Source organism: Streptomyces sp. NPDC050439 (genome assembly GCF_040655335.1).
Taxonomy (GTDB): Bacteria; Actinomycetota; Actinomycetes; order Streptomycetales; family Streptomycetaceae; genus Streptomyces.
Genome location: NZ_JBFAJT010000008.1, coordinates 47,686 through 69,310 on the forward strand (window position 1 = coordinate 47,686; position 21,625 = coordinate 69,310).

Genomic DNA, 21,625 nt, shown 5'->3' on the forward strand with positions numbered 1-21,625 from the left:
CGCCCGCCGCCCCCGGGGGGCGAGCGGGGGCCCCGGGCTCCCCCGCCCCGCCCCCCGCGCCCGTGCGGGGCCCCGCCCCCGGGACCTTGCGTCCCCGGGGCCCGGCTGTGCGTTCAGTGAAGCGAGGCTGCTCAGGCCTCGGTCTTCTCCTCGGCCTTGGCATCGGCGTCGGCGGACGCCTCGGCCTGCTCGCCCTCGGCGGGAGCCTCTTCCTCGTCGTCGAGGTCAACGACCTCGCCGTTCGTGTCCTTGACCGTCGCGGCCTCCACGACGACCGCGAGGGCCTTGCCGCGGGCGACCTCGCCGACCAGCATCGGGACCTGGCCGCCTTCGACGACGGCCTGGGCGAACTGGTCGGGGGACATGCCGGAGGACTGCGCGCGACGCATGAGGTGCTCGGTGAGCTCCTCCTGGTTCACGTTCAGCTTCTCCTTGTTGACGAGCTCGTCGAGGACGAACTGCGTCTTGATGCCCTTCTCGGCCTGCTCCTTGGTCTCGGCGTCGAACTCTTCCTCGGTCTTGCCCTGGATCTCCAGGTACTTCGCGAGGTCGAGGCCCATCTGGCCGAGCTGGTGGTTCACCAGGTTGTGCTTGCGGGTCTCGATCTCGTCCGCGAGGAGCTTCTCGGGGACGGGGACCTCGACCAGCTCGAGCAGCTTCTCCAGGACGCGCTCCTGGGCCTGCGTCGCCTGGTCGTACTGCTTCATGTTCTCGAGGCGCTTGCGGCTGTCCGCCTTGACCTCGTCGAGGGTGTCGAACTCCGACGCGAGCTGCGCGAAGTCGTCGTCGAGCGCGGGCAGCTCACGGGCGGCGACCTGGGTGACCTTGACGGTCACCTCGGACTCCTTGCCCGCGGCCGAGCCGCCCTTGAGCTCGGAGGTGAAGGTGGCCTCGCCACCGGCCTCCAGGCCCTTCACGGCGTCGTCGATGCCCTCGAGGAGCTCGCCGGAGCCGATCGTGTAGGAGACGCCGGACGCGACGCCGTCCTCCAGGACCTCGCCGTCGACCTTGGCCTCCAGGTCGATCGTCACGACGTCGCCGTCCTCGGCGGCACGCTCGACCGGCGAGGTGGACGCGAAGCGCTCACGGAGCTCCTCGACGGCCTTCTCGACGTCCTCGTCGCTGACCTCGACCGCGTCCACCTCGACCTCGATGCCGGAGTAGTCCGGGATCTCGATCGCGGGACGGATGTCGACCTCAGCGGTGAAGTTGAGGGTCTCGTTGTCCTTCAGCTCGGTGATGTCCACCTCGGGCTGGCCCAGGACGTTGAGCTCGGCCTCGTTCACGGCCTCGGTGTAGAACTTCGGGAGCGCGTCGTTGACGGCCTCTTCGAGGACTGCGCCGCGGCCGAACCGCTGGTCGATGACTCGGGCCGGGATCTTGCCCTTGCGGAAGCCCTTCACCGTGACCTGCTGGTTGATCTTCTTGTAGGCCGCGTCGAGGCTGTCCTTGAGCTCCTCGAAGGGCACCTCAACAGTGAGCCGAACCCGGGTCGGGTTCAGGGTCTCCACGGCGCTCTTCACGGTTCGGTCTCCTTGGGGCTGACTTCTTGGGATTGAGCCCGGCTCAGAGACACACGGGCACACAGCTTGCATAGTAACGGCAAGCGGGAGCCGACCCACAATGCGATCTTGCGAAGCCGTACGTGAGGCTGATCGCCGGTCTGATCTGGAGAGATCTTGCTGGTCGGGGTGGCGGGATTTGAACCCACGGCCTTCCGCTCCCAAAGCGGACGCGCTACCAAGCTGCGCCACACCCCGTCGGTGCGACACGTAGGGTACATGCACCCAGGCAGTGCGGCGCCCGCTTAATCGCGAGTACGTACGGGGTGTGCGGGGAGGGCGTCCGACCCGCTACGATGCTTGCCGTGCCGCGGTCGCTGACCAGCAGTGTCCTCGACGGGCGGCGCGAGCTGTGCGGGTGTAGCTCAATGGTAGAGCCCTAGTCTTCCAAACTAGCTACGCGGGTTCGATTCCCGTCACCCGCTCTGTGGCCTCAGGCCCGGTTCCCCGGAACCGGGCCTGAGGCTTTTTGTGCACTCACCGCACTCACCGCACTCACTGCACCGACAGCACTCAGACGGCGTCAGACGGCGCCCACGGGCAGCGCGGAGCGCCGCCCGTGCCGGGTCGCCCTCAGAAGCTGATCGAGTTGATGGTCTCGGCCACCTCATTGAGGAAGCGATTTATGGAGGGGGCCATTCCGGTTGAGGCGAGGAAGAACCCGAAGAGCACCGCGACGATCGCGGGCCCCGCTTTGATCGATCCACCGCGGATCAGCACGATGAGGATGATCGCCAACAGCAACACCACTGACAGCGAAATGGCCACACTGATCACACCCTAGGTCGGTCTCTCCCCGGCCCGGGGGGTACGACCCCGCACACCCCCGCCAGGACCATCGTGCCACCAACACGCCATCCGTATGCGGCCGGTGACACATCGTCGGCCGACGCCACACATGTCCGGCGCGGGTCCGGCACCCGGGGACGCCCTTGGGGCACATGAACGCCGCACCTCCGCACGGCAATTCGAAGGCCGCGCACGGCCGCTAATTCGGCTTGATCGTTTCCATCGCCACACAACTCGTTCGCCAGAAATTCGAATTGTTGCCGGACCCACACCACCGGCTTCGCAAAGGCCCAATCAATCGGACATTTCGCCAGAGTCGCCTGCGGGCGTTATGCGGCGTTTAAGGGGGATGAGTGGTGACGTACTGGGCATACGACCCGATGTAACTAGGGATGACAGGAGATGAATCTCCATGTCAACTCCGGTGATTTCTGGGTACCCGGAGCTCAATACCCCTGATCCGCCTGTGATTGAGCAGACAGCCGAGTTGGGGGTTTTACGAATACACACAAGCGACGCTAGGGTGCCTCAGATGTTCCACGCTGCCACCATCCCCGCAGGCGCAGTGCGGTCCAGGTTCGTCCCACCGAGCTCTTGGTGGGAGGGCCTGTGACGAACTCGGTTCAACCGCACGGCCGCCACCGGGCGCCGCTCCCCCCGGCACATGTGCCCGCGGACGGAGTACCCGGCCCCCGCGCCCCCCAGTCCACGATGGCCGCGACCGTTTCCCACGCCCCGGCCGGCACCACCGCTCGACCCGGTTCTCCGGGCCTTTCCGGCTCCACGGGCCACCCCGGCTCCACGGGCAGACCCGCCCCCACGGGTCAACCCGCCAAGCAGCGCGACGCGTTCTTCGACAACGCCAAGTACCTGGCGATCGTCCTGGTCGCGATGGCGCACGCATGGGAGCCGCTGACGGACGGCAGCCGCGCCGCCGAGGCGCTGTACATGACCGTCTACACCTTCCACATGCCGGCGTTCATCCTCATCTCCGGCTATTTCTCACGCAGCTTCGACATGCGGTCCGACCGGCTCAAGCGCCTGGTGACCGGCGTCGCCGTGCCGTACGTCCTCTTCGAGGTCGCGTACACCTTCTTCAAGCGCTACGCGGACGACGATCCGACGCAGCCGATCAGCCTTCTCGACCCCTGGTACCTCACCTGGTTCCTGGTCGCGCTCTTCGTCTGGCGTCTGACGACCCCGCTGTGGAAGCTGGTCCGTTGGCCGCTGCCGCTCGCGCTCGCCATCGCGGTTCTCGCCTCGGTCTCCCCGGACATCGGCGACGACCTGGACCTGCAGCGCGTGCTGCAGTTCCTGCCCTTCTTCGTGCTCGGCCTGTTCATGAAGCCCGAGCACTTCCAGCTGGTGCGGCGCCGCGAGGTGCGGCTGCTGTCCATCCCGATCTTCGCGAGCGCACTGCTCCTCGCGTACTGGGCCGGTCCGCGGATGACGTCGGCCTGGTTCTACCGCCGGGACAGCGCACAGGAGTTGGGTGCGCCGTGGTGGGCCGGTGTCGTGATGACGCTGGCGCTCTTCGGCTGCTCCGCCATCCTGACCGCGTGCTTCTTCGCGTGGGTTCCGCGCCGGAAGATGTGGTTCACGGTGCTCGGCGCCGGCACGCTGTACGGCTACCTGCTGCACGGCTTCCTCGCCAAGGGCTCGCGTTTCTGGGGCTGGTTCGAGAACTACGAGTGGATGCATACGCCCGTCGGGCAGATCATCGTGTCGTTGATCGCCGCGTCGGTGGTGACGCTTCTCTGTACGCCTCCGGTGCAGCGGATGTTCCGCTTCGCCATGGAGCCGAAGATGGAGTGGGCGTTCAAGCGGGACGCCGCCGCGTTGGCCCGGGAGCGGGCCAAGGCTTCTTCCTAGTCCTGCGACTGGATGCCCAGCAGGGCGCGCATGTTGGCGTACTTGGCCGTGAGGCGGGTGCGTGTCGGCCCGTCTAGCTCTGCTAGGCGGGCCGGATCTGCGTTGTGGGCCAGGTCCGCTTCCTTGACGAGGCGGGCGCCGGGGGTTTCGAGGATGCGGGTGGCGTAGGTGGCCGGGGGTTCACCCGCCCTCTTGGTGAGGGCTCGCACGATGTCCTTCGTACGGGGGGTGAGGGGGGCGTCCCTGAGCCACTCCTCGGTGAGGGCGTTGTCCTCTATGGCGTCGTGGAGCCAGGCCGCCGCGATTTGTTCGGGTGAGCCGCCTCGGGCAGCGACTCCCTCGGCCACGGCTTGCAGGTGCTCTGTGTAGGGGCGGTCCGCCTTGTCTTTTTGGGTGGCGTGGGCGTGGCGGGCGAGGGCTTCTACCTCGGGGAGGGTGAGGAGGGGGCTGGGGTTCATACGGGGATTCTTTCCCCAACCCCGCCCCTTCCCGAAAACTCGCTCGGCGCGAGGGCCTTGTCCTCAGACGCCGGACGGGCTGGAAATGCAGCCCGTCCGGCGTCTGAGGACAAGATCAAATCCTCGTCTTCAGCGCCGCCCTCGCCGGCAAGGCCGTTGCCGTCAGGCCCAGGGCCAAGGTCGCCGCCACGAAGGAGCCGTAGACCAGCGGGGGGATGTACGGGGGCTCGCCCGTGAGGCCGTTCATCATGGGGATCAGCGTTGCCAGTGCGATCGCTGAGCCGATCACGATGCCCGCGCCGGCGACCAGGAGCGCCTCCCACCGCACCATCAGCATCACCTGGCGCCGGGTGGAGCCGATCAGGCGCAGCGTGCCGAGTTCGCGGCGGCGGTCGAGGACCGTCATCACCAGGGTGTTGACCGCGGCGATCGCCGCGAAGCCGCCGAGTACCGCGGCCATCACGGTGTTCGCCCAGGCGTTGACCGCGCGGTCGGTGGACTGTGCGGTGGCGTAGTCGTCGCGGTCCTGGAGGGCGCCGAGGGCGGTGAGGGCCTGCGGGGCCTTGCCCGTGGTCCAGATCTCCGAGGAGCAGGACGAGGTCAGGTGGGCCTTCAAGTCCGCTGCCGGGAGAGTGACTTGAGAGAGGCCGAGGCCTCGGTCGTACGTGGCGACCACCTTCCGTGTCGCCTTCGTGCCGTCGGGCATGCGCAGGGCGATCCGCTCCCCCGTCTTCACGTGCGCGGAGTCCGCGAGCTTCGCGTCGACGGCGATCTCGCCCTTGCCGAGCGAGTTCATCGTGCCCGTCCTGACCCCCAGGTCCTGGACCTGGGCCAGGTCGCGGGGTGAGCCCGTGATGCCCTGCGTGGACGCCGACTCCAGCCAGCGGTCGCCGCCCGAGCCGACCGGCACCAGGACGGAGGTCTTCAGGAGGCCCACGGCCGAGGTGACGCCGGGGGCCTGTGCGGCCTTCGTGACCCCGGCCGGGGTCACGCCCGCCCCCGACGCCGTCACGATGTGGTCCGCCGTGATGCCCTCGCGCTGCTGATCGGCCGCCACCCGGTCCTCGCTGGTGTGCATGAAGACGAGGGTCGACGAGAACGCCATGGCGAGGACGATCGGGGTGATCGCCGAGGCCAGCCGGCGCGCGTTCGTACGGGAGTTGGCCGCGGCGAGCGAGGCGGACGCGCCTGCGCCGCGCAGCGGGAGTCCGAACAGGGCCGCGCAGGCGCGGGCGACCAGCGGGCCGAGCAGGGCCACGGCGAGCATGAACAGCATGACGATGCCGAGCGCCACGTTGGCCGCGTCGTCCCCCGTGAGGGAGGAGGCGATCCCGGCGAGGACGCAGCCGCCGACGGCCGCCGCGATCCCCAGGGGCGTACGGATCCAGCCGAAGCGCAGGCGTTCCACGGAGGACTCGCTCAGGGCCTGGCCCGGCCTGATGCGGGAGGGGCGGCGGGCCGCCAGGTAGCCGGATACCAGAGCGGTGAGCACGGCGACGCCGACGGCCGAGACGAGGGGGATGAAGGAAATGGAGAGGTCGAGGGCCTCGGGGATCGCGCCCTTGTCCTTGAGCTGGCCGAACCACCAGCTCGCCAGGGCGATTCCGGGCAGTACGCCGACCGCTCCGGCGAGCGGCGCCACGAGCAGGGCCTCGGTGGCGATGGTGCGGCGGATCTGCCGGGGTGTCGTGCCGATGGCCCGCAGCAGCGCGTACTCGCGGGCGCGCTGGCCGACGGAGAGCGCCACGGTGCCGGCCGCGGTGAACATGGCGACCATCGCCGCGATGCCGCCGAAGGAGCCGCCGAGGCCGGTGAGCATCTCCTGGGCGTAGGCGAGCTCGGAGCCCTCGGCCTCGCTGCGGTCGTCGCCGGTGTGGACGTCGGCCTTGTCGCCGATGGCGTGCGTCACCTGGGACTTGAGGGCGGCGTGCGTGACGCCTTCCTTGGGCAGGACGGCCACGGCGTCGACGCGGTCCGGGTGGCCGGAGAGGCGTACGGCGTCGGAGTCGGCGAACCAGGCCGTGGGTGCGCCCTGTTGGCCTCGTACGGTGCCGGAGATCCGGAAGTCGCGCGGACCGTCGGCCGTGGTGAGGGTGGTGTGTTCGCCGACGGCCGCGCCGGGCGCGGCGAGCACGACCTCGCCGGCGTGCGGGGCGCGGCCCGCGGTCAGTTTCTCGCCGGTGAAGGACGTGGAGCCCCAGCCGTGCGCGGTGACCCCCTTGCCGCCGGACTGCACGGGGAAGGTGACGTCCGGGACGGCGGTGCGCGCTCCGGGCACCGAACCCGCCTTCGCCACCAGGGAGTCGCCGATCCGGGCACGGTCGGGCAGGGGCGTGGCCGACTCGGAGCGGCTGTCGCCGCTGCCCGTGACGAAGTGGGCCCGCTGGTCGGCGGCCACCACCACGGGGGCGCCCGCGTACCGGGTGGGCGGCACTGACGCGCGTACGCCGGTCTCCAGGAGGATGCCGCAGGCGGACACGATCAGCGCGGCCATCATCAGCGCGACGAACGTGCCCACGAAGGCGGCGGGCTTGAAGCGGACGGCGGCACGGGCGAGGCCGTTGGGCATGGGGGTTCTCCGGAGTGAGGGAAGGGGCGGGGCGCGGGTGCGGTGGCTAGGCCGCCGCTGTCGCGTACGCCGGTGCCGTGAGCGCCGTCATGCGGGCCGCGATCTGCGCCGCCGATGCCCGCTCCAGGCGGTCCACGATCGCCCCGTCGGCGAGGAACAGCACCCGGTCCGCATAAGCCGCGGCAGCGGGATCGTGGGTGACCATGACGACCGTGGCACCCATGCCGTCGACGGCCGAGCGGAGCAGGGTGAGGATCTCGGCGGCGGTGCTGGTGTCCAGGGCGCCGGTCGGCTCGTCGGCGAAGATCACGTCCGGGTTCGTGACCAGGGCGCGGGCGATCGCGACGCGCTGCTGCTGGCCGCCGGAGAGCTCGCCGGGGCGGCGCTTGTGCTTGTCGCCGCCGAGGCCCACGCGGTGGAGCAGGTCGGCGGCCCTGCGCCGGTCGGGGCGGTGGCCCGCGAGGCGCATCGGCAGGACGACGTTCTGCTCGACGGTCAGCGAGGGCAGCAGGTTGAAGGCCTGGAAGACGAAGCCGAGGCGGGTGCGGCGCAGCGCGGTCAGCTTGTTCTCGCTCATGGAGGTGATCTCGGTGCCGCCCAGGCGCACCGTGCCCTCGCTGGGCCTGTCGAGTCCGGCGGCGCACTGCAGGAAGGTGGACTTGCCGGAGCCCGAGGGGCCCATGACGGCGGTGAAGCTGCCGCGTTCCAGGGCGAGGTCGATGCCGCTGAGGGCGTGCACGGTGCCCGATCCCCTGCCGTACCTGCGTCGTACGCCGTGCAGTTCCACCGCCCAGTCGGTGCCGCGGGGGGCCTCGCCGGGCATGGGGGGTACCGCCGCACTGCCCTCACCGGATCGCCTTTTGCGCCGCAGCCCCATGGCTCCGTCCACCTTCCGTCCGTACGTCCTGATCGATGTCTCGAACGTACGGATCCGGGGTGCCGTGGACCATGAGGGTCCCCGGCGGAACGGGGGTGGGGAGAACCCCACCTCAACGTGACGAAACCCGTTCCGGAAGTCGTTTGGTAAGCTAACTATTGACGCTTTCTTGACGCCCCCTTTGCCATTCATGTGCGGGGGGGTGCGTCGCCGACTACCAGGAGGAACGGGCCCATCGGACACGCAGACACCCTGATAGCCATGGGCGGCGCCTTTCTCGCCGCCGCGGTGCTCGCCCGCGTGGGCGGCCGCATCGGACTCCCCACCATTCCGCTCTTCATCCTGGCCGGGATCCTCCTCGGCCCGCACACTCCCGGCGTGGTCCTGCTCTCCGACCCCCACGACCTGGAGATGCTCTCGGCACTCGGCCTGGTGCTCCTGCTCTTCTACCTGGGCCTCGAGTTCCACATGGACGACCTCAAGTCGGGCGGCCGCAAGATGGCCCTCGCCGGAGGGACGTACCTCGCGCTGAACGTCGGCGCGGGCCTCGGCTTCGGATTCGCCCTCGGCTGGGGCACCTCCGAGGCTCTGGTCCTCGCCGGGGTGCTCGGCATCTCGTCGTCCGCGATCGTCACCAAAGTGCTCGTCGACACCGGACGGCTCGGCAATCCGGAGACCAAGCCGATCCTCGGCATCATCGTCGTCGAGGACATCTTCCTGGCGCTCTACCTGGCGGCGCTGCAACCCGTCCTGTCCGGCGCCGACAGCCTCGCGGCGGCCGTCATGGACGGCGGCAAGGCGTTCGGCTTCCTGCTGCTTCTCGCCCTCGTGGCGCGCTTCGGCACGAAGGTCGTCGGGCGGCTCATGGACACCCGGGACGACGAATTGCTCGTCATCTCCTTCCTCGGTGCCGCGGTCTTCGTCGCCGGAGTCTCGGAGTGGTTCGGCGTCGCGGACGCGATCGGCGCGTTCATGGTCGGTCTGATGGTGGGCAGCACGGCGTCCGGCGAGCGCGTGCGCAAGCTGGTGCACCCGCTGCGGGACGCGTTCGGGGCGATCTTCTTCTTCGGCTTCGGACTCTCCATCGACCCGGGCGACCTGCCCACGGTGCTCTGGCCGGTGCTCGCCGCCGTGGCCGTGACGCTGCTGATGAACGTCCTCGCGGGACTGGGTGCGGCGCGCATCTACGGCTTCGGGGCGGGGCCCGCGGCGAACATCTCCACCACCCTGCTCGCCCGCGGAGAGTTCGCCCTGATCCTGGCGACCATGGCGGCCACCGCGGGCCTCGACGAACGGCTCTCCCCGTTCATCGCGGGGTACGTGCTGCTGCTCGCGGTGCTCGGGCCGCTGGCCGCGGGACGCTCGAAGTGGCTGGCCCGGATTCTGCCGGGCGGGCGCGATCCCGTACGGGAGCCGGAGCCCGAGCTGTCAGGCGCCCGTTGACGCCGACGGCTCCCGGCAGATCAGGAGCAGCGCCCGGTCGTCGTTGACGTCCTTCGCGACCGCCTCGATCAGATGCCACGCGGCGCCGTGGAAGCCGCCCGCCACATAGCGGTCGGCTTCCCCGGTGAGGCGGTCGATGCCCTCGCTGATGTCCCGGTCGGAGGTCTCGACGAGGCCGTCCGTGAACAGCATCAGGACGTCGCCGGGGCGCAGGGAGCCCTTCACCGGGTCGAACTGCGCCCCGTCGTACACCCCCAGGAGCGGTCCCTCCGCGGCCATCTGCTCCCAGCGGCCACTGCCCGCGCTGAGCTGGAGGCCCGGCGGGTGACCCGCAGTGAAGAGTTCGTAGTCGCCGCTCTCCAGGTCGAGGACCAGATGGATCGAGGTCGCGAAGCCCTCGTCCCAGTCCTGGCGCAGGAGGTAGCCGTTGGCGGCGGTCAGGAACGCGTGCGGCGGGAGCGAGCCGAGCAGGCCGCCGAAGGCCCCCGAAAGGAGCAGGGCGCGGGAGCCCGCGTCCATGCCCTTGCCGGAGACGTCGGTGAGGACGACCTCCAGGGTGCGGCCGCCGTTCGTGCGGGCCGCGACCACGAAGTCCCCGGAGAAGGACTGGCCGCCCGCGGGACGCAGGGCCATCTCGCGGTGCCAGCCGCGGGGCAGCTTCGGCAACTTGCTCTGTACACGGATACGTTCACGCAGGTCGAAGAGCATCGTGCCGCCGCCACGCCACGGCACGCCGACCCTGCTGCGGAACTGCGCGATGATCAGCCCGAAGAAGCCGCAGGCCGCGACGACGAGGACCACTCCGGGCGTGACCCGCGAGCTGCCTTCCGTGTACGGGCCGAGCTGGACGGACTCCACGATGAGCGCGGCGGCGGCCGTCGCGTACAGGGCGAGCAGGCTGGAGGGCCGAAGAAGCAGGCCGCCGGCCACGATGGGCAGGACGAGCGCGGAGGGCGCGCACCACACGGGGTTGACGATGGTGCAGAAGGTGATCACCGGGATGGTGACGAGCAGGCCCGCCAGCGCGATCCAGTCCGAGCCGTCGCCCCGGAAGTAGTCGACCCCGGATTTGCGCAGCCCTATGCGCGCCCGGTGGATCCGCTTCTTCATCCGGGCTGTAAACGTCTCGGCTTCCGCTCGACTGCCGTCCATTGCTCCCGGACCCTATCCACCGGGCCAGGGACTTCGCACGGGAGGTACCGGTTGTCCCCCGTCAGGGGCATGCCCCGGGCCCGCGTAAATCCTGTCGCTCCGCCCGCTTCTCCCTGGTAGGCATGGCATATGACGACGGAAATGCGGGAGTTGCGCCAGGAAGACTGGGACGAGTACTACGGCACGCTGGAGCTCGCCTTCGGTGGCGTCGCCGAGGCCAGGGAGGAGCATGAGCTCTGGAACGCCCTGACCGAGTTCGACCGCTTCTTCGGCACCTGGGAGGGCGAGACCTGCGTCGGCACCGCCGGAGCGTTCAGCTTCCGCCTCTCCGTGCCGGGCGGCTCCCTGGTGGACGCGGCCGGAGTGACGATGGTCAGCGTCGCGGCGACGCACCGGCGGCGGGGCATCCTGACGTCGATGATGCGGCGCCAGCTCGACGACGTGCGCGCGAAGGGCGAGTGCCTGGCGGTGCTGACGGCCTCCGAGCCCGTCATCTACGGACGGTTCGGGTACGGCGCGGCGTCCTTCGCGACGAAGGCCGACATCGACACCGCACGCGTACGCCTGTCGGTGCCGGCCGGTACGGATGACGTACGTCTTCGGTACGCCAGGCCCGCCGACGTCCACGAGGCGTGCGAGGCGCTGTACGCGCGGCGGGTGAGCGAGCGGCCGGGAATGCTGGCCAGGCAGCCCGGCTGGGACCGGCTCGGGCTGCTCGACCCGGAGAGCGAGCGGCAGGGCTCGTCACCGCTGCAGTGCGTTCTCGCCGAGCGCGACGGGCAGCTCGTCGGGTACGCGCGCTTCCACGTGAAGCCCGAGTGGGACGCGGCAGGACCCAACGGCACGGTCCGGCTGCGCGATCTGGAGGCCGAGGACCCCGCCGCGTACGCGGCGCTGTGGCAGTTCCTCTTCGGCATCGACCTGACGTCGACGATCGACGTGCACAACCGCCCCACGGACGACGCGGTGTTCCAGCTCGTCTCGGACGTGCGGCGCTGCCGGATGCAGGTGAAGGACTCGCTCCACGTACGTCTGGTGGAGGTCGGCGCCGCCCTCGCGGCACGCACCTACCGGACGCCGGTGAACCTGGTGCTCGACGTGGAGGACGCCTTCTGCCCCTGGAACGCGGGCCGTTGGCGGCTCACCGGCGACCTGAAGGGCGCGACCTGCGAGCGCACGGACGACGACGCCGATCTCGCCCTGTCCGTACGGGACTTGGGCTCGGCCTACCTCGGCGGCGTGTCCCTGACGTCACTGGCGGCAGCGGGCCGCGTACGGCAACTGCGTCCGGGCGCCCTGGCGGAGGCCACGACGGCCTTCGGCTCCGACACCGCACCGTGGCTGCCGCACGCGTTCTAGCGGCGGCGCTTGGGGCGCTGGCACTTCGGGCACCAGAACAGATTGCGGGCGGCGAGATCGGCGGTGCGGATCTCGCCGCCACAGATGTGGCAGGGCATGGTGGCCCTGCGGTACACGTACACCTCGCCGCCGTGGTCGTCCACGCGCGGCGCGCGGCCCATCGCCTCCGGCGTGTGCTCGGGCCTGACGGTGTCGATGCGGTTGAGGCGTACGCCCTCGCGCATCAGGGCGACCAGGTCGTCCCAGATCGCCGTCCACTGGGCGGGCCGGATGTCCTTGCCCGGCGTGTACGGGTCGATCTTGTGCCGGAAGAGGACCTCGGCGCGGTAGACGTTGCCGACGCCCGCGATGACCTTCTGGTCCATGAGGAGCGCGGCGATGGTGGTGCGGCTGCGGGCGATGCGGGCGTAGGCCTCGCCCGGGCCGTCCGTTTCCCGGAGAGGGTCGGGGCCGAGGCGGGCGTGTATCGCCTGCTTCTCCTCGTCCGTGATGAGCGCGCAGGTCGTGGGGCCGCGCAGGTCCACGTACGCGTCCTCGGCGGCGATGCGGAGGCGGACGGTGTCCGTGGGCGGGTTCGCGGCGGCCGTGGCGCCGAAGTTCACCTTGCCGAAGAGGCCGAGGTGGATGTGGACCCAGCCGGTGTCGGCGAAGCCCAGGAAGAGGTGCTTGCCGTGGGCCTCGGCGGTGTCCATCTCCTGACCGTTCAGGAGGGCTGCGCTGTCGGAGAATTTGCCTTGGGGGCTGGTGACGCGGAGAGGGCCCCGCCCTTCGAAGCGGGCGCGGTGGTCGTCCGCGAGGCGGTGAATCGTGTGCCCTTCCGGCACGGGACCTCCGGGGTGGGTGCGGGCAAATCGCCTTGAGGGCTCGTCCTCAATCGCCGGACGGGCTGGAGATCCAGCCCCTCCGGCGGCTGACTCGCTACTGCTGCGGGTGGTGGGCCGGGATGGGGGGCAGCTCGCCCGTCTGCTCGTAGCGCGACAGCATGTCAATGCGTCGCGTGTGGCGCTCCTCGCCCGAGTACGGCGTCGACAGGAAGATCTCGACGAACTTCGTCGCCTCCTCCTGCGTGTGCATCCGGCCGCCGATCGACACCACGTTCGCGTCGTTGTGCTCGCGGCCGAGCGCGGCCGTCTGCTCGCTCCAGGCGAGGGCGGCCCGCACCCCCTTCACCTTGTTCGCGGCGATCTGCTCTCCGTTGCCGGAGCCCCCGATCACGATGCCGAGCGACTGGGGGTCCGCCGCCGTCTTCTCCGCGGCACGGAGGCAGAAGGGGGGGTAGTCGTCCTGGGCGTCATAGATGTGGGGCCCGCAGTCGACGGGCTCGTGGCCGTGGCTCTTGAGCCACTCCACCAGGTGGTTCTTCAATTCGTAGCCGGCATGATCCGAGCCGAGGTACACGCGCATGCGTCTGAGTGTGGCACGTCGCGAGGCGGGTAGCGGCGTCCGGGGGCCGGACCACGGCCACCCTGGTCTGGGCCTTTGACCCACAAGGTCTGAGCCATCGGGCCGGAATACAACGATCCGGAGTCGGGACTTCCGTCCCGTTCACCCCTGAGTTTGAATGCGGGGGCTCGTGACCCGAGAACTTAAGGATTCGTCCATGACCTCGCAACCCTCCCTTGCGAAGGCAGACCGCAACCCCACCGAAACCGGGGATTCGCAGTCTGGAGACACCGGTGACGGCCTGCAGGCCGGGCTGAAGAACCGCCACCTCTCCATGATCGCCATCGGTGGCGTCATCGGAGCCGGACTTTTCGTCGGCTCCAGCTCCGGCATCGCCGCCGCGGGGCCCGCCATCCTCGTCTCGTACGCCCTCGTCGGCACGATGGTCGTCCTGGTGATGCGGATGCTCGGGGAGATGGCCGCCGCACGGCCCACCTCCGGCTCCTTCTCCACCTACGCGGACCAGGCGCTCGGCCGCTGGGCCGGTTTCTCCATCGGCTGGCTGTACTGGTTCTTCTGGGTCGTGGTGCTCGCCGTGGAGGCCACCGCCGGTGCCGTCATCCTCAACGGGTGGATACCGTCCGTACCCCAGTGGGGCTGGGCGCTCATCGTGATGGTGGTGCTCACCGCGACGAACCTCGTCTCGGTCGGCTCCTACGGTGAGTTCGAGTTCTGGTTCGCCGGGATCAAGGTCGTCGCCATCGGCGGCTTCGTGATCATCGGTCTGCTCGCCGTCTTCGGCGTGCTGCCCGGCTCCGACAACCCCGGCGCCGGATTCGCGCATCTCACCGACGCGGGCGGCTTCATGCCGCAGGGCGCGGGCGCCATCCTCACCGGCGTGCTCATGGTCGTCTTCTCGTTCATGGGCTCCGAGATCGTCACGCTGGCCGCCGGTGAGTCCGAGGACCCGCAGCGCGCCGTCACCAAGGCCACCAACAGCGTCATCTGGCGTATCGGTGTCTTCTACCTGGGCTCGATCTTCGTCGTCATCACGCTGCTTCCGTGGAACGACAAGTCGATCGTCAAGGACGGTTCGTACGTCGCCGCGCTGAACTCGATCGGCATCCCGCACGCCGGTCAGGTCATGAACGTCATCGTCCTGACGGCCGTGCTCTCCTGCCTCAACTCCGGTCTCTACACCGCTTCCCGCATGGCGTTCTCGCTCGGGCAGCGCGGTGACGCGCCCAAGGCCTTCGCGCGCACCAACAAGCGCGGGGTGCCGCAGGCCGCGATCCTCGGGTCCGTCGTGTTCGGCTTCGTCGCCGTCTGGTTCAACTACCAGTGGAAGGACACCGTCTTCGACTTCCTGCTGAACTCCTCGGGCGCGGTGGCCCTGTTCGTCTGGCTGATGATCGCGTTCACGCAGCTGCGGATGCGCGGGATCATCCTGCGCGAGCAGCCGGAGAAGCTCGTCGTGAAGATGTGGCTCTTCCCGTACCTGACCTGGGTCACGATCGCGATGATCTCGTTCGTGCTCGTCTACATGCTGACCGACGAGACCGGGCGCAAGCAGGTGCTCCTTTCGCTGCTCGCCGCGGCGTTCGTGGTGGCGTTCTCCCTCATCCGGGAGAAGGTGCGGCCCCGCGCCGAGGCCGAGACCGACACCGCCGACAAGGCCGACACCAGCGTCGACGCCTAGCCGGTGCCGTCCGACGGTGGCGCGGTCGACGTACCCGCCACCGTCGGCACGGGTGAGCTCGGGCCCGGTGACCCGCCGCCGCCCGGATCGCGCGCGGTGAAGAACATGACGGCCGCCACGGCGGCCGCGACAAGCAGCACCACGGCCGTCAGCACGTGCGGCCGCCAGTCGGTCCTGGGGCGGTCGCCCGCCTGACGCGGCGCCGGCACGGGTGCCGCGAGCACCGCCCGCAGGCCCGCCTCCGTCTCGTCGAGGCCGGGCCGCCGCTCCGGCTCCTTGGTGAGCAGCGCCGACAGGAGCGGACGTAACCCGCTGGATTCCGGCGGCAGTTCTGGCGCCTCGTGCAGGACGGCGACCAGGGTGTTCAGGGCCGAGGCGCGGGCGAACGGTGAGCTGCCGCGCAGCGCCGTGCAGAGCGTGGCCCCCAGGGACCAGAGGTCCGACGGCGGCCCCTGCTCGGCCCCGGAGACCCGCTCGGGCGCCATGTACTCGGGCGATCCCACCAGAAGCCCCGTCTGGGTGAGGCGGCCGGTGTCCTGGAGCGCCGCGATGCCGAAATCGGTGAGGACGACCCGGTCGGCGGGTCCCCCGGGGCCGAGCAGGACGTTCTCCGGCTTGATGTCGCGGTGCACGACTCCCGCCGCATGCACTTTCCGCAGCGCCGCCACCAGGGACAGGCCCAGGCGCGCCGCCGCGTGCTCGTCCAATGGGCCCTCTTCGTCGACGTACCGCGCCAGCGAGCGCGCGTCGACCAGTTCCATGACGATCCAGAGGCGGCCGTCCTCCTCCGCGACGTCGTAGACGCGTACGACGCCGGGGTGGTCGATCCGCGCGATGGCCCGCGCCTCGCGCAGCGCGCGTTCCCTGCGGACCCGGGTGTCCTCCGACTCCGGGCCCTCGAAGGCCTCGTCGACCCGCATCTCCTTCACCGCCACCCGGCGGTCGAGGAGCTCGTCGGCCGCCCGCCACACGCGGCCCATGCCGCCCTGGCCGATGACGTCGAGCAGGCGATAGCGGTCCGCCACCACGCGAAGCTCCGGCATGGGTGTCCACCCCCAAGTCCCCCTTCATGACAGCACAGTTCGCACTCATTTCCGAAGGCCCGGAAAGGCCGAGGGAAGGCGAGGCCAGGAAAGGCGCGCGGAAAACTTGACGGCGGATGTCAGGTTTTCCGGGGAGGCTCTGCCGCGTCAGCAGCTCTTCTTGGAGGATCACCGTGGACTTCACCGACCAGCGGCTCGTGTTCCGGCCCGGCGACGACGGATACGACGAGGAGATCGCCGGGTTCCAGACCGGCTTCGCGCAGCGGCCCGCGATCGTGTTCGGGGCCGGGAGCGCCGACGACGTCGTCGCCGCCGTGTCGTACGCCGCGCAGGCGGGTCTGCCCGTCGGGGTCCAGGCCACCGGGCACGGGCTTCCCGGGGCGTCGGAGGGCGGCGTGCTGATCAGCACCCGGCGGATGGACTCGGTGCGGATCGATGCCGGCGCGCGCACGGCCACCCTCGGCGCGGGGGTCCGCTGGGGCCAGGTCGTCGAGGCCGCGGCGGCGCACGGCCTCGCGCCGCTGAACGGTTCGGCGCCGGGCGTGGGAGCCGTCTCGTACACGCTGGGCGGCGGACTCGGCGTCCTGGCGCGGGAGTTCGGGTACGCGGCCGACCACGTGAGGTGGCTGGACGTCGTCACGGCCGACGGCACCGCCCGGCACGTCACGGCGGAGAACGAGCCCGACCTCTTCTGGGGGCTGCTCGGCGGGGGCGCGAACCTCGGGGTGGTGACGGCCCTGGAGATCGGGCTCGTGCCGGTGGCGCGGCTGTACGGCGGGGCGATCGAGTTCGACGGCCGTGCGGTGGATCCGGGCCACGTGCTGCGGGCGTACGAGGCGTGGACGCGGACGGTGCCGGACGAGCTGACCTCGTCGGTGGCGGCGCTCGTCTACCCGGACATCCCGCAGCTGCCGCCCCATCTGCGGGGCCGGTATCTCGTGACGGTGCGCGTCGCGTACACGGGTTCGGAGGCTGCGGGCGAGCGGATCGTGGCGCCGCTGCGGGAGATCGGGCCCACGGTGTCGGACTCGCTGCGGGAGATGCCGTACACCGACAGCCACACCATCCACAGCGACCCCGACTTCCCGCACTCCTACTACGGGGACAGCGTGGTCGTGCGGGAGCTCGACCTGGCGGCGGCAGAAGAGCTGCTCGCGCTGACCGGTCCGGCCGCCGAGAGGATGCACGTGGTGCAGATCAACCAGCTGGGCGGGGCCCTCGCGAAGCCCGCGGGCAACGCGGTGCCCTACCGGGACGCGGGGTGGCTGGTGCGGGTGCTCTCGCCGCTGGAGGGCACGGATCTCGACGCGGTGCGGGCCGTTCAGGCGCGGGCGTTCGCGCTGTTCGCGGGTGAGGGGCGGCTGCTCAACTTCGCCTTCGGCGCCGGGGACCGGGCGGACGGCCTGTACGACGCGGAGACGCGGAAGAGGCTCGCCGGGCTGAAGGCCACGTACGACCCGGCGAACCTCTTCAGGCGGAACTACAACGTCAGTTGACCGCTCAGCGGTCGAGGAACTTCCACGCCGTGGGCAGCACGCCCATCGCGAGCGCGGCCTTGACGGCGTCGCCGATCAGGAAGGGGGTGAGTCCGGCGGCGACGGCCTGGGACATCGACATGCCGGTCGCGGCGGCGAGGTAGGGGACGCCGACCGCGTAGATGATCGCCGAGCCGAGCACCATCGTGCCCGCGGTGCGCAGGACGGAACGGTCGCCGCCGCGGCGGGCGAGGGCGCCGGCCACGGTGGCGGCGAGCAGCATGCCGAGGACGTAGCCGAGGGACGGCGCGGCGACGCCGGAGCCCGCCTCCGCGAACCACGGCATGCCCGCCATGCCCACGAGGGCGTACACGGCGAGGGAGAGGAAGCCGCGGCGGGCGCCGAGGGCGGTGCCGACGAGGAGGGCGGCGAAGGTCTGCCCGGTCACCGGTACGGGGGAGCCCGGCACGGGCACGGCGATCTGGGCCGCGATGCCGGTGAGGGCGGCGCCGCCGAGGACGAAGGCCGCGTCCTTCGCGCGGGACGCGGGCAGCAGGTCCGCGAGGACCTGGCCGGGACGGGAAGAGACGGCGGCGATGCTCATCGGGACTCCGCGGGTTCTGGGACGGGCAGGTGGGACCCCGCGACGCTATCTCAGGCGGGGGCGCCCGGCACCGGTGGTGGGTGACAAGGTGCCGGGTGCCCCAGTGGTGGGCTCTGCACAAAGCGCGGGGCGTACCCCTGCGGGGGGCGTGATGCGCGTCACTGAGGTGGGGGCCGCGGGGGGCCGTTTTGCGCGAGGGGCTCCTGCCCGGGGAGACTGTAGGTTCCCGCCAAAGTCTTTGTGAGCCCGAGAGCAGCCTGAGCACCATGCACGACGCACCCCCGCCCACAACGGCAACGGAACCCGAGCCTCTCGGCGGTGGTCTCAAGCAGCGGCATCTCACGATGCTCGGGCTCGGCGGTGTCATCGGCGCCGGGCTCTTCGTCGGTTCGGGCGCCGGGATCGCGGTGGCCGGGCCCGGGATCGTCGTCTCGTATCTCATCGCCGGCGCGCTGGCGATGTGCGTGATGCGGATGCTCGGCGAGATGTCGGCCGCGATGCCCGCCTCCGGGTCCTTCTCGGTGCACGCCGAGCGTGCGCTCGGCCGCTGGGCGGGGTTCAGCGTCGGGTGGCTCTACTGGTTCCTGCTCGTGGTCGTGCTCGCCGTGGAGGCGACCGGCGCCGCGCAGATCGCCAACGGCTGGGTGCCGGGCGTGCCGCAGTGGGCCTGGGTGCTGATCTTCATGCTGGTGTTCACGGCGGCCAACCTCGCCGCGGTGAAGAACTTCGGCGAGTTCGAGTTCTGGTTCGCCGCGCTGAAGGTCTTCGCGATCGTCGCGTTCCTGGTGCTCGGGCTTCTCGCGATCTTCGGGGTGCTCCCGGACACGGAGCCGGTGGGCCTCACCAACCTCACCGGTCAGGGCGGTTTCCTGCCCGGCGGCTGGGAGGGCGTGACGTCCGGCGTGCTCGCCGTCGTCTTCGCCTTCGGCGGTCTGGAGGTCGTGACGATCGCGGCCGCCGAGTCCGACGACCCGGTGCGCTCGGTCGCCCGTGCCGTGCGCAGCGCCGTCTACCGCATCCTCTTCTTCTACGTCGGCTCGATGCTCGTCATCGTGACGGTGCTGCCCTGGACGGCCCAGAAGGCCGGCGTCAGTCCGTATGTGACGGTCCTCGACTCGATCGGGGTGCCGTCCGCGGGCACGATCATGAACATCGTGGTGTTCGTGGCGCTGCTCTCGGCGCTGAACGCCAACCTCTACGGCTCGTCCCGCATGGTCTTCTCGCTCGCCGAGCGCGGCGAGGCCCCGAAGGCCCTCCTGAAGGTCTCGGGCGGCGGGGTGCCGCGCCGGGCGGTGCTCGCCTCGGTGGCCTTCGGCTTCGTCTCCGTGGTGCTCAATCTGAAGTGGCCCGACTCGGTCTTCCTCTACATGCTCAACGCGGTCGGCGCCGTACTGCTGTTCGTGTGGGCGCTGATCGCGGTCTCGCAGCTGCGCCTTCGCCGCCGCATCGAGCGCGAGGCGCCGGAGCGGCTCGTCCTGCGGATGTGGGCGTTCCCGTACCTGACCTGGGCGGCGCTCGCCGCGATGGCTGCCGTACTGGGCCTGATGCTGACCGACGACACGGCGCGGCCGCAGCTGCTGTGGTCGGCGGGCGCGACGGGCCTCGTCCTCGCGGTCGCGGGGCTGCGGGAGTGGCGCGAGGCGCGCATGAAACGGGCGTGAACATCCAGTGCCCGCACCTTCACAAAGTGTGAGCGTCGTGTCCGTATAGCGGTCAGGTGTTCCCTGTCAGCGGTACCGGACTTCAGACTGTGGGCCGCTCGCTCCCCCGTCTCAGCTACTGAACAGGGCACGCCCATGTCTCGGACGTCCACCCCCCAGGACGCATCGCCCGGCGCATCACCCGACGAGTCCCCCAAGGTCGATTCGCCGCTCGTGCACGGCCTCAAGCAGCGGCACCTCTCCATGATCGCCCTCGGCGGCGTCATCGGAGCGGGCCTCTTCGTGGGCTCCGGGGCGGGCATCGCCGCGGCCGGACCGTCGATCGTCCTCGCCTACGCGATATCCGGTGCGCTCGTCATGCTCGTGATGCGCATGCTCGGCGAGATGTCGGCGGCGAACCCCGCGTCCGGCTCCTTCTCGGTGCACGCCGAGCGGGCGATCGGCCCGTGGGCCGGCTTCACCGCGGGCTGGGGCTTCTGGTTCCTGCTCTGCGTCGCCGTCGGCCTCGAAGGCATCGGCGCGGCGAAGATCATGGTGGGCTGGTTCCCCGACAGCCCCGAGTGGGCCTGGGTCGCCCTCTTCATGCTGGTGTTCTGCGGGGCCAACCTGACGGCCGTGAAGAACTTCGGCGAGTTCGAGTTCTGGTTCGCCGCGCTCAAGGTCGGCGCCATCACGCTCTTCCTCGGCATCGGCGTCCTCGCGATCCTCGGCATCCTGCCCGGCTCGGACGTCTCCGCCCCCGGCACGGCCAACCTCACCGGTGAGGGCGGGTTCATGCCGAACGGCACGGACGGCCTGATCATCGGCCTCCTCGCGTCCGTCTTCGCGTACGGCGGTCTGGAGACCGTCACGATCGCGGCGGCGGAGTCCGAGAAGCCGGTCCAGAGCGTCGCCAAGGCCGTGCGCACGGCGATGTGGCGCATCGCCCTCTTCTACGTCGGCTCGATGCTCGTCGTCGTGACGCTGCTCCCCTGGGACAACAAGGAGGTCGTGGCGAAGGGCCCGTACGTCGCCACCCTCGACCACCTGGGCATCCCCGGCGCCGGCCAGATCATGAACGTCATCGTCCTGATCGCCCTGCTCTCCGCGATGAACGCCAACATCTACGGCGCCTCGCGCATGTCGTACTCCCTGATCGCCCGCGGCCAGGGCCCCAAGGTGCTCGGCCGCGTCCACAGCGGCGTCCCGCGCCTCGCGGTCCTCGCCTCCTCGGTCTTCGGCTTCGTCTGCGTGCTGCTCAGCTACTGGCGCCCGGACGACGTCTTCCCGTGGCTCCTGAACATGATCGGCGCGATGATCCTGGTCGTCTGGATCTTCATCGCCGTCTCGCAGCTGATCCTGCGCCGCAGGACGGAGCGCGAGGAGCCGCAGAAGCTGGTCGTGAAGATGTGGGCCTACCCGTTCCTGACGTGGATCGCCCTGGCCGCGATGGCGTACATCTTCTACCTGATGACGGAACAGCCCGACACCCGCAAGCAGCTCCTGGCCACGGGAACGCTGACGCTGGTGCTCGCGGTGATCGGGTTCGTGCGGCAGAAGGCGGCGGAGCGTGCGGTGACGGCGCCCACCGAGTAGGACATCGCCGTACACGAAGGGGCCCGGGGTCGACGACGACCCCGGGCCCCTTCGGCGTACCCCCGGTCCTAGGACGAAGGGCTGATCAACTTCGAGCCCCTCCT

17 protein-coding genes and 2 tRNA genes are annotated in these 21,625 nt (G+C 70.3%); 8 read left to right on the top strand and 11 right to left on the bottom strand.

The genetic code is table 11. The features are described from left to right. Nucleotides 1–131 precede the first annotated feature (131 nt). A complete protein-coding gene (gene tig, locus AB0I66_RS30570) occupies nt 132–1,523 on the bottom strand; it encodes a trigger factor (RefSeq protein ID WP_363211199.1) in 1,392 nt (463 codons plus the stop codon). Nucleotides 1,524–1,683: 160 nt separating this feature from the next. Beyond that, a tRNA-Pro gene (locus AB0I66_RS30575) sits at nt 1,684–1,760 on the bottom strand. Between the two features lie 156 nt (nt 1,761–1,916). On the opposite strand from AB0I66_RS30575, the gene AB0I66_RS30580 reads away from it, so the two are divergent. Beyond that, a tRNA-Gly gene (locus AB0I66_RS30580) sits at nt 1,917–1,987 on the top strand. A gap of 148 nt (nt 1,988–2,135) precedes the next feature. Here the strand turns inward: AB0I66_RS30580 and AB0I66_RS30585 are convergent. After that, entirely contained in the window at nt 2,136–2,330 is a 195-nt protein-coding gene (locus tag AB0I66_RS30585; RefSeq protein ID WP_160505028.1) for a hypothetical protein, read from the bottom strand. 630 nt (nt 2,331–2,960) lie between these two features. Here AB0I66_RS30585 and AB0I66_RS30590 point away from each other — a divergent pair. Then, the gene (locus AB0I66_RS30590; protein ID WP_363211200.1) at nt 2,961–4,223 is read left to right on the top strand and encodes an acyltransferase family protein; all 1,263 of its coding nucleotides are present in this window, start codon (nt 2,961–2,963) and stop codon (nt 4,221–4,223) included. On the opposite strand, the gene AB0I66_RS30595 is transcribed toward AB0I66_RS30590, so the two are convergent. The 3 genes from AB0I66_RS30595 to AB0I66_RS30605 all read right to left on the bottom strand — a co-directional run bounded on the left by AB0I66_RS30595 (nt 4,220) and on the right by AB0I66_RS30605 (nt 8,073). Further along, nucleotides 4,220–4,681 (bottom strand): HD domain-containing protein, encoded by a 462-nt coding sequence (locus AB0I66_RS30595; RefSeq protein ID WP_363211201.1) that lies wholly within the window; start codon nt 4,679–4,681, stop codon nt 4,220–4,222. The genes AB0I66_RS30590 and AB0I66_RS30595 overlap by 4 nt on opposite strands. A 115-nt stretch (nt 4,682–4,796) precedes the next feature. After that, nucleotides 4,797–7,250: an FtsX-like permease family protein gene (locus tag AB0I66_RS30600; RefSeq protein ID WP_363211202.1), complete on the bottom strand. Its 2,454-nt coding sequence runs from the start codon at nt 7,248–7,250 to the stop codon at nt 4,797–4,799. Nucleotides 7,251–7,296: 46 nt separating this feature from the next. Further along, nucleotides 7,297–8,073 (bottom strand): ABC transporter ATP-binding protein, encoded by a 777-nt coding sequence (locus AB0I66_RS30605; RefSeq protein ID WP_363211203.1) that lies wholly within the window; start codon nt 8,071–8,073, stop codon nt 7,297–7,299. A 315-nt stretch (nt 8,074–8,388) separates the two neighbouring features. On the opposite strand from AB0I66_RS30605, the gene AB0I66_RS30610 reads away from it, so the two are divergent. Next, nucleotides 8,389–9,570, top strand: a complete 1,182-nt coding sequence (locus tag AB0I66_RS30610; RefSeq protein WP_363211204.1) for a cation:proton antiporter — start codon at nt 8,389–8,391, stop codon at nt 9,568–9,570. Here AB0I66_RS30610 and AB0I66_RS30615 read toward each other — a convergent pair. Next, on the bottom strand, nt 9,556–10,722 hold the full coding sequence (locus AB0I66_RS30615) for a PP2C family protein-serine/threonine phosphatase (RefSeq protein ID WP_363211205.1): 1,167 nt from the start codon (nt 10,720–10,722) through the stop codon (nt 9,556–9,558). The two genes, AB0I66_RS30610 and AB0I66_RS30615, sit on opposite strands and share 15 nt — an antisense overlap. A 129-nt stretch (nt 10,723–10,851) precedes the next feature. On the opposite strand from AB0I66_RS30615, the gene AB0I66_RS30620 reads away from it, so the two are divergent. Then, complete coding sequence (locus tag AB0I66_RS30620) at nt 10,852–12,081, top strand: GNAT family N-acetyltransferase (RefSeq protein ID WP_363211206.1); 1,230 nt, start codon at nt 10,852–10,854, stop codon at nt 12,079–12,081. On the opposite strand, the gene AB0I66_RS30625 is transcribed toward AB0I66_RS30620, so the two are convergent. Both AB0I66_RS30625 and AB0I66_RS30630 read right to left on the bottom strand, forming a co-directional pair. Continuing rightward, nucleotides 12,078–12,905 carry a DNA-formamidopyrimidine glycosylase family protein gene (locus AB0I66_RS30625; RefSeq protein WP_363211207.1) on the bottom strand — a complete coding sequence of 276 codons (828 nt, stop codon included), beginning with the start codon at nt 12,903–12,905 and terminating at the stop codon, nt 12,078–12,080. The two genes, AB0I66_RS30620 and AB0I66_RS30625, sit on opposite strands and share 4 nt — an antisense overlap. Before the next feature lie 94 nt (nt 12,906–12,999). Beyond that, nucleotides 13,000–13,485 carry a ribose-5-phosphate isomerase gene (locus tag AB0I66_RS30630; RefSeq protein ID WP_363211208.1) on the bottom strand — a complete coding sequence of 162 codons (486 nt, stop codon included), beginning with the start codon at nt 13,483–13,485 and terminating at the stop codon, nt 13,000–13,002. Between the two features lie 196 nt (nt 13,486–13,681). Between AB0I66_RS30630 and AB0I66_RS30635 the strand changes: the two genes are divergently transcribed. Beyond that, nucleotides 13,682–15,163, top strand: a complete 1,482-nt coding sequence (locus AB0I66_RS30635; protein WP_363211209.1) for an amino acid permease — start codon at nt 13,682–13,684, stop codon at nt 15,161–15,163. On the opposite strand, the gene AB0I66_RS30640 is transcribed toward AB0I66_RS30635, so the two are convergent. Beyond that, on the bottom strand, nt 15,160–16,206 hold the full coding sequence (locus AB0I66_RS30640; protein ID WP_363211210.1) for a serine/threonine-protein kinase: 1,047 nt from the start codon (nt 16,204–16,206) through the stop codon (nt 15,160–15,162). The two genes, AB0I66_RS30635 and AB0I66_RS30640, sit on opposite strands and share 4 nt — an antisense overlap. Nucleotides 16,207–16,379: 173 nt before the next feature. Here AB0I66_RS30640 and AB0I66_RS30645 point away from each other — a divergent pair, with 173 nt between their 5' ends. Further along, nucleotides 16,380–17,702: an FAD-binding oxidoreductase gene (locus tag AB0I66_RS30645; RefSeq protein ID WP_363211211.1), complete on the top strand. Its 1,323-nt coding sequence runs from the start codon at nt 16,380–16,382 to the stop codon at nt 17,700–17,702. Nucleotides 17,703–17,706: 4 nt separating this feature from the next. Here the strand turns inward: AB0I66_RS30645 and AB0I66_RS30650 are convergent, their stop codons facing one another. Continuing rightward, entirely contained in the window at nt 17,707–18,285 is a 579-nt protein-coding gene (locus tag AB0I66_RS30650) for a biotin transporter BioY (RefSeq protein WP_363211212.1), read from the bottom strand. Between the two features lie 266 nt (nt 18,286–18,551). Here AB0I66_RS30650 and AB0I66_RS30655 point away from each other — a divergent pair, with 266 nt between their 5' ends. After that, nucleotides 18,552–19,946, top strand: coding sequence for an amino acid permease (locus tag AB0I66_RS30655; protein ID WP_363211213.1), 1,395 nt, complete (start codon nt 18,552–18,554; stop codon nt 19,944–19,946). A gap of 135 nt (nt 19,947–20,081) precedes the next feature. Next, a complete protein-coding gene (locus AB0I66_RS30660; RefSeq protein WP_363211214.1) occupies nt 20,082–21,521 on the top strand; it encodes an amino acid permease in 1,440 nt (479 codons plus the stop codon). The last annotated feature ends 104 nt before the right edge of the window (nt 21,522–21,625 follow it).

Coding starts and splice junctions, on each gene's coding strand:
- AB0I66_RS30600 (WP_363211202.1), bottom strand. CDS start 7,250: ATGCCCAACGGCCTCGCCCGTGCCGCCGTCCGCTTCAAGCCCGCCGCC.
- AB0I66_RS30595 (WP_363211201.1), bottom strand. CDS start 4,681: ATGAACCCCAGCCCCCTCCTCACCCTCCCCGAGGTAGAAGCCCTCGCC.
- AB0I66_RS30605 (WP_363211203.1), bottom strand. CDS start 8,073: ATGCCCGGCGAGGCCCCCCGCGGCACCGACTGGGCGGTGGAACTGCAC.
- AB0I66_RS30640 (WP_363211210.1), bottom strand. CDS start 16,206: ATGCCGGAGCTTCGCGTGGTGGCGGACCGCTATCGCCTGCTCGACGTC.
- AB0I66_RS30620 (WP_363211206.1), top strand. CDS start 10,852: ATGACGACGGAAATGCGGGAGTTGCGCCAGGAAGACTGGGACGAGTAC.
- AB0I66_RS30660 (WP_363211214.1), top strand. CDS start 20,082: ATGTCTCGGACGTCCACCCCCCAGGACGCATCGCCCGGCGCATCACCC.
- AB0I66_RS30650 (WP_363211212.1), bottom strand. CDS start 18,285: ATGAGCATCGCCGCCGTCTCTTCCCGTCCCGGCCAGGTCCTCGCGGAC.
- AB0I66_RS30630 (WP_363211208.1), bottom strand. CDS start 13,485: ATGCGCGTGTACCTCGGCTCGGATCATGCCGGCTACGAATTGAAGAAC.
- AB0I66_RS30635 (WP_363211209.1), top strand. CDS start 13,682: ATGACCTCGCAACCCTCCCTTGCGAAGGCAGACCGCAACCCCACCGAA.
- AB0I66_RS30655 (WP_363211213.1), top strand. CDS start 18,552: ATGCACGACGCACCCCCGCCCACAACGGCAACGGAACCCGAGCCTCTC.
- AB0I66_RS30615 (WP_363211205.1), bottom strand. CDS start 10,722: ATGGACGGCAGTCGAGCGGAAGCCGAGACGTTTACAGCCCGGATGAAG.
- AB0I66_RS30610 (WP_363211204.1), top strand. CDS start 8,389: ATGGGCGGCGCCTTTCTCGCCGCCGCGGTGCTCGCCCGCGTGGGCGGC.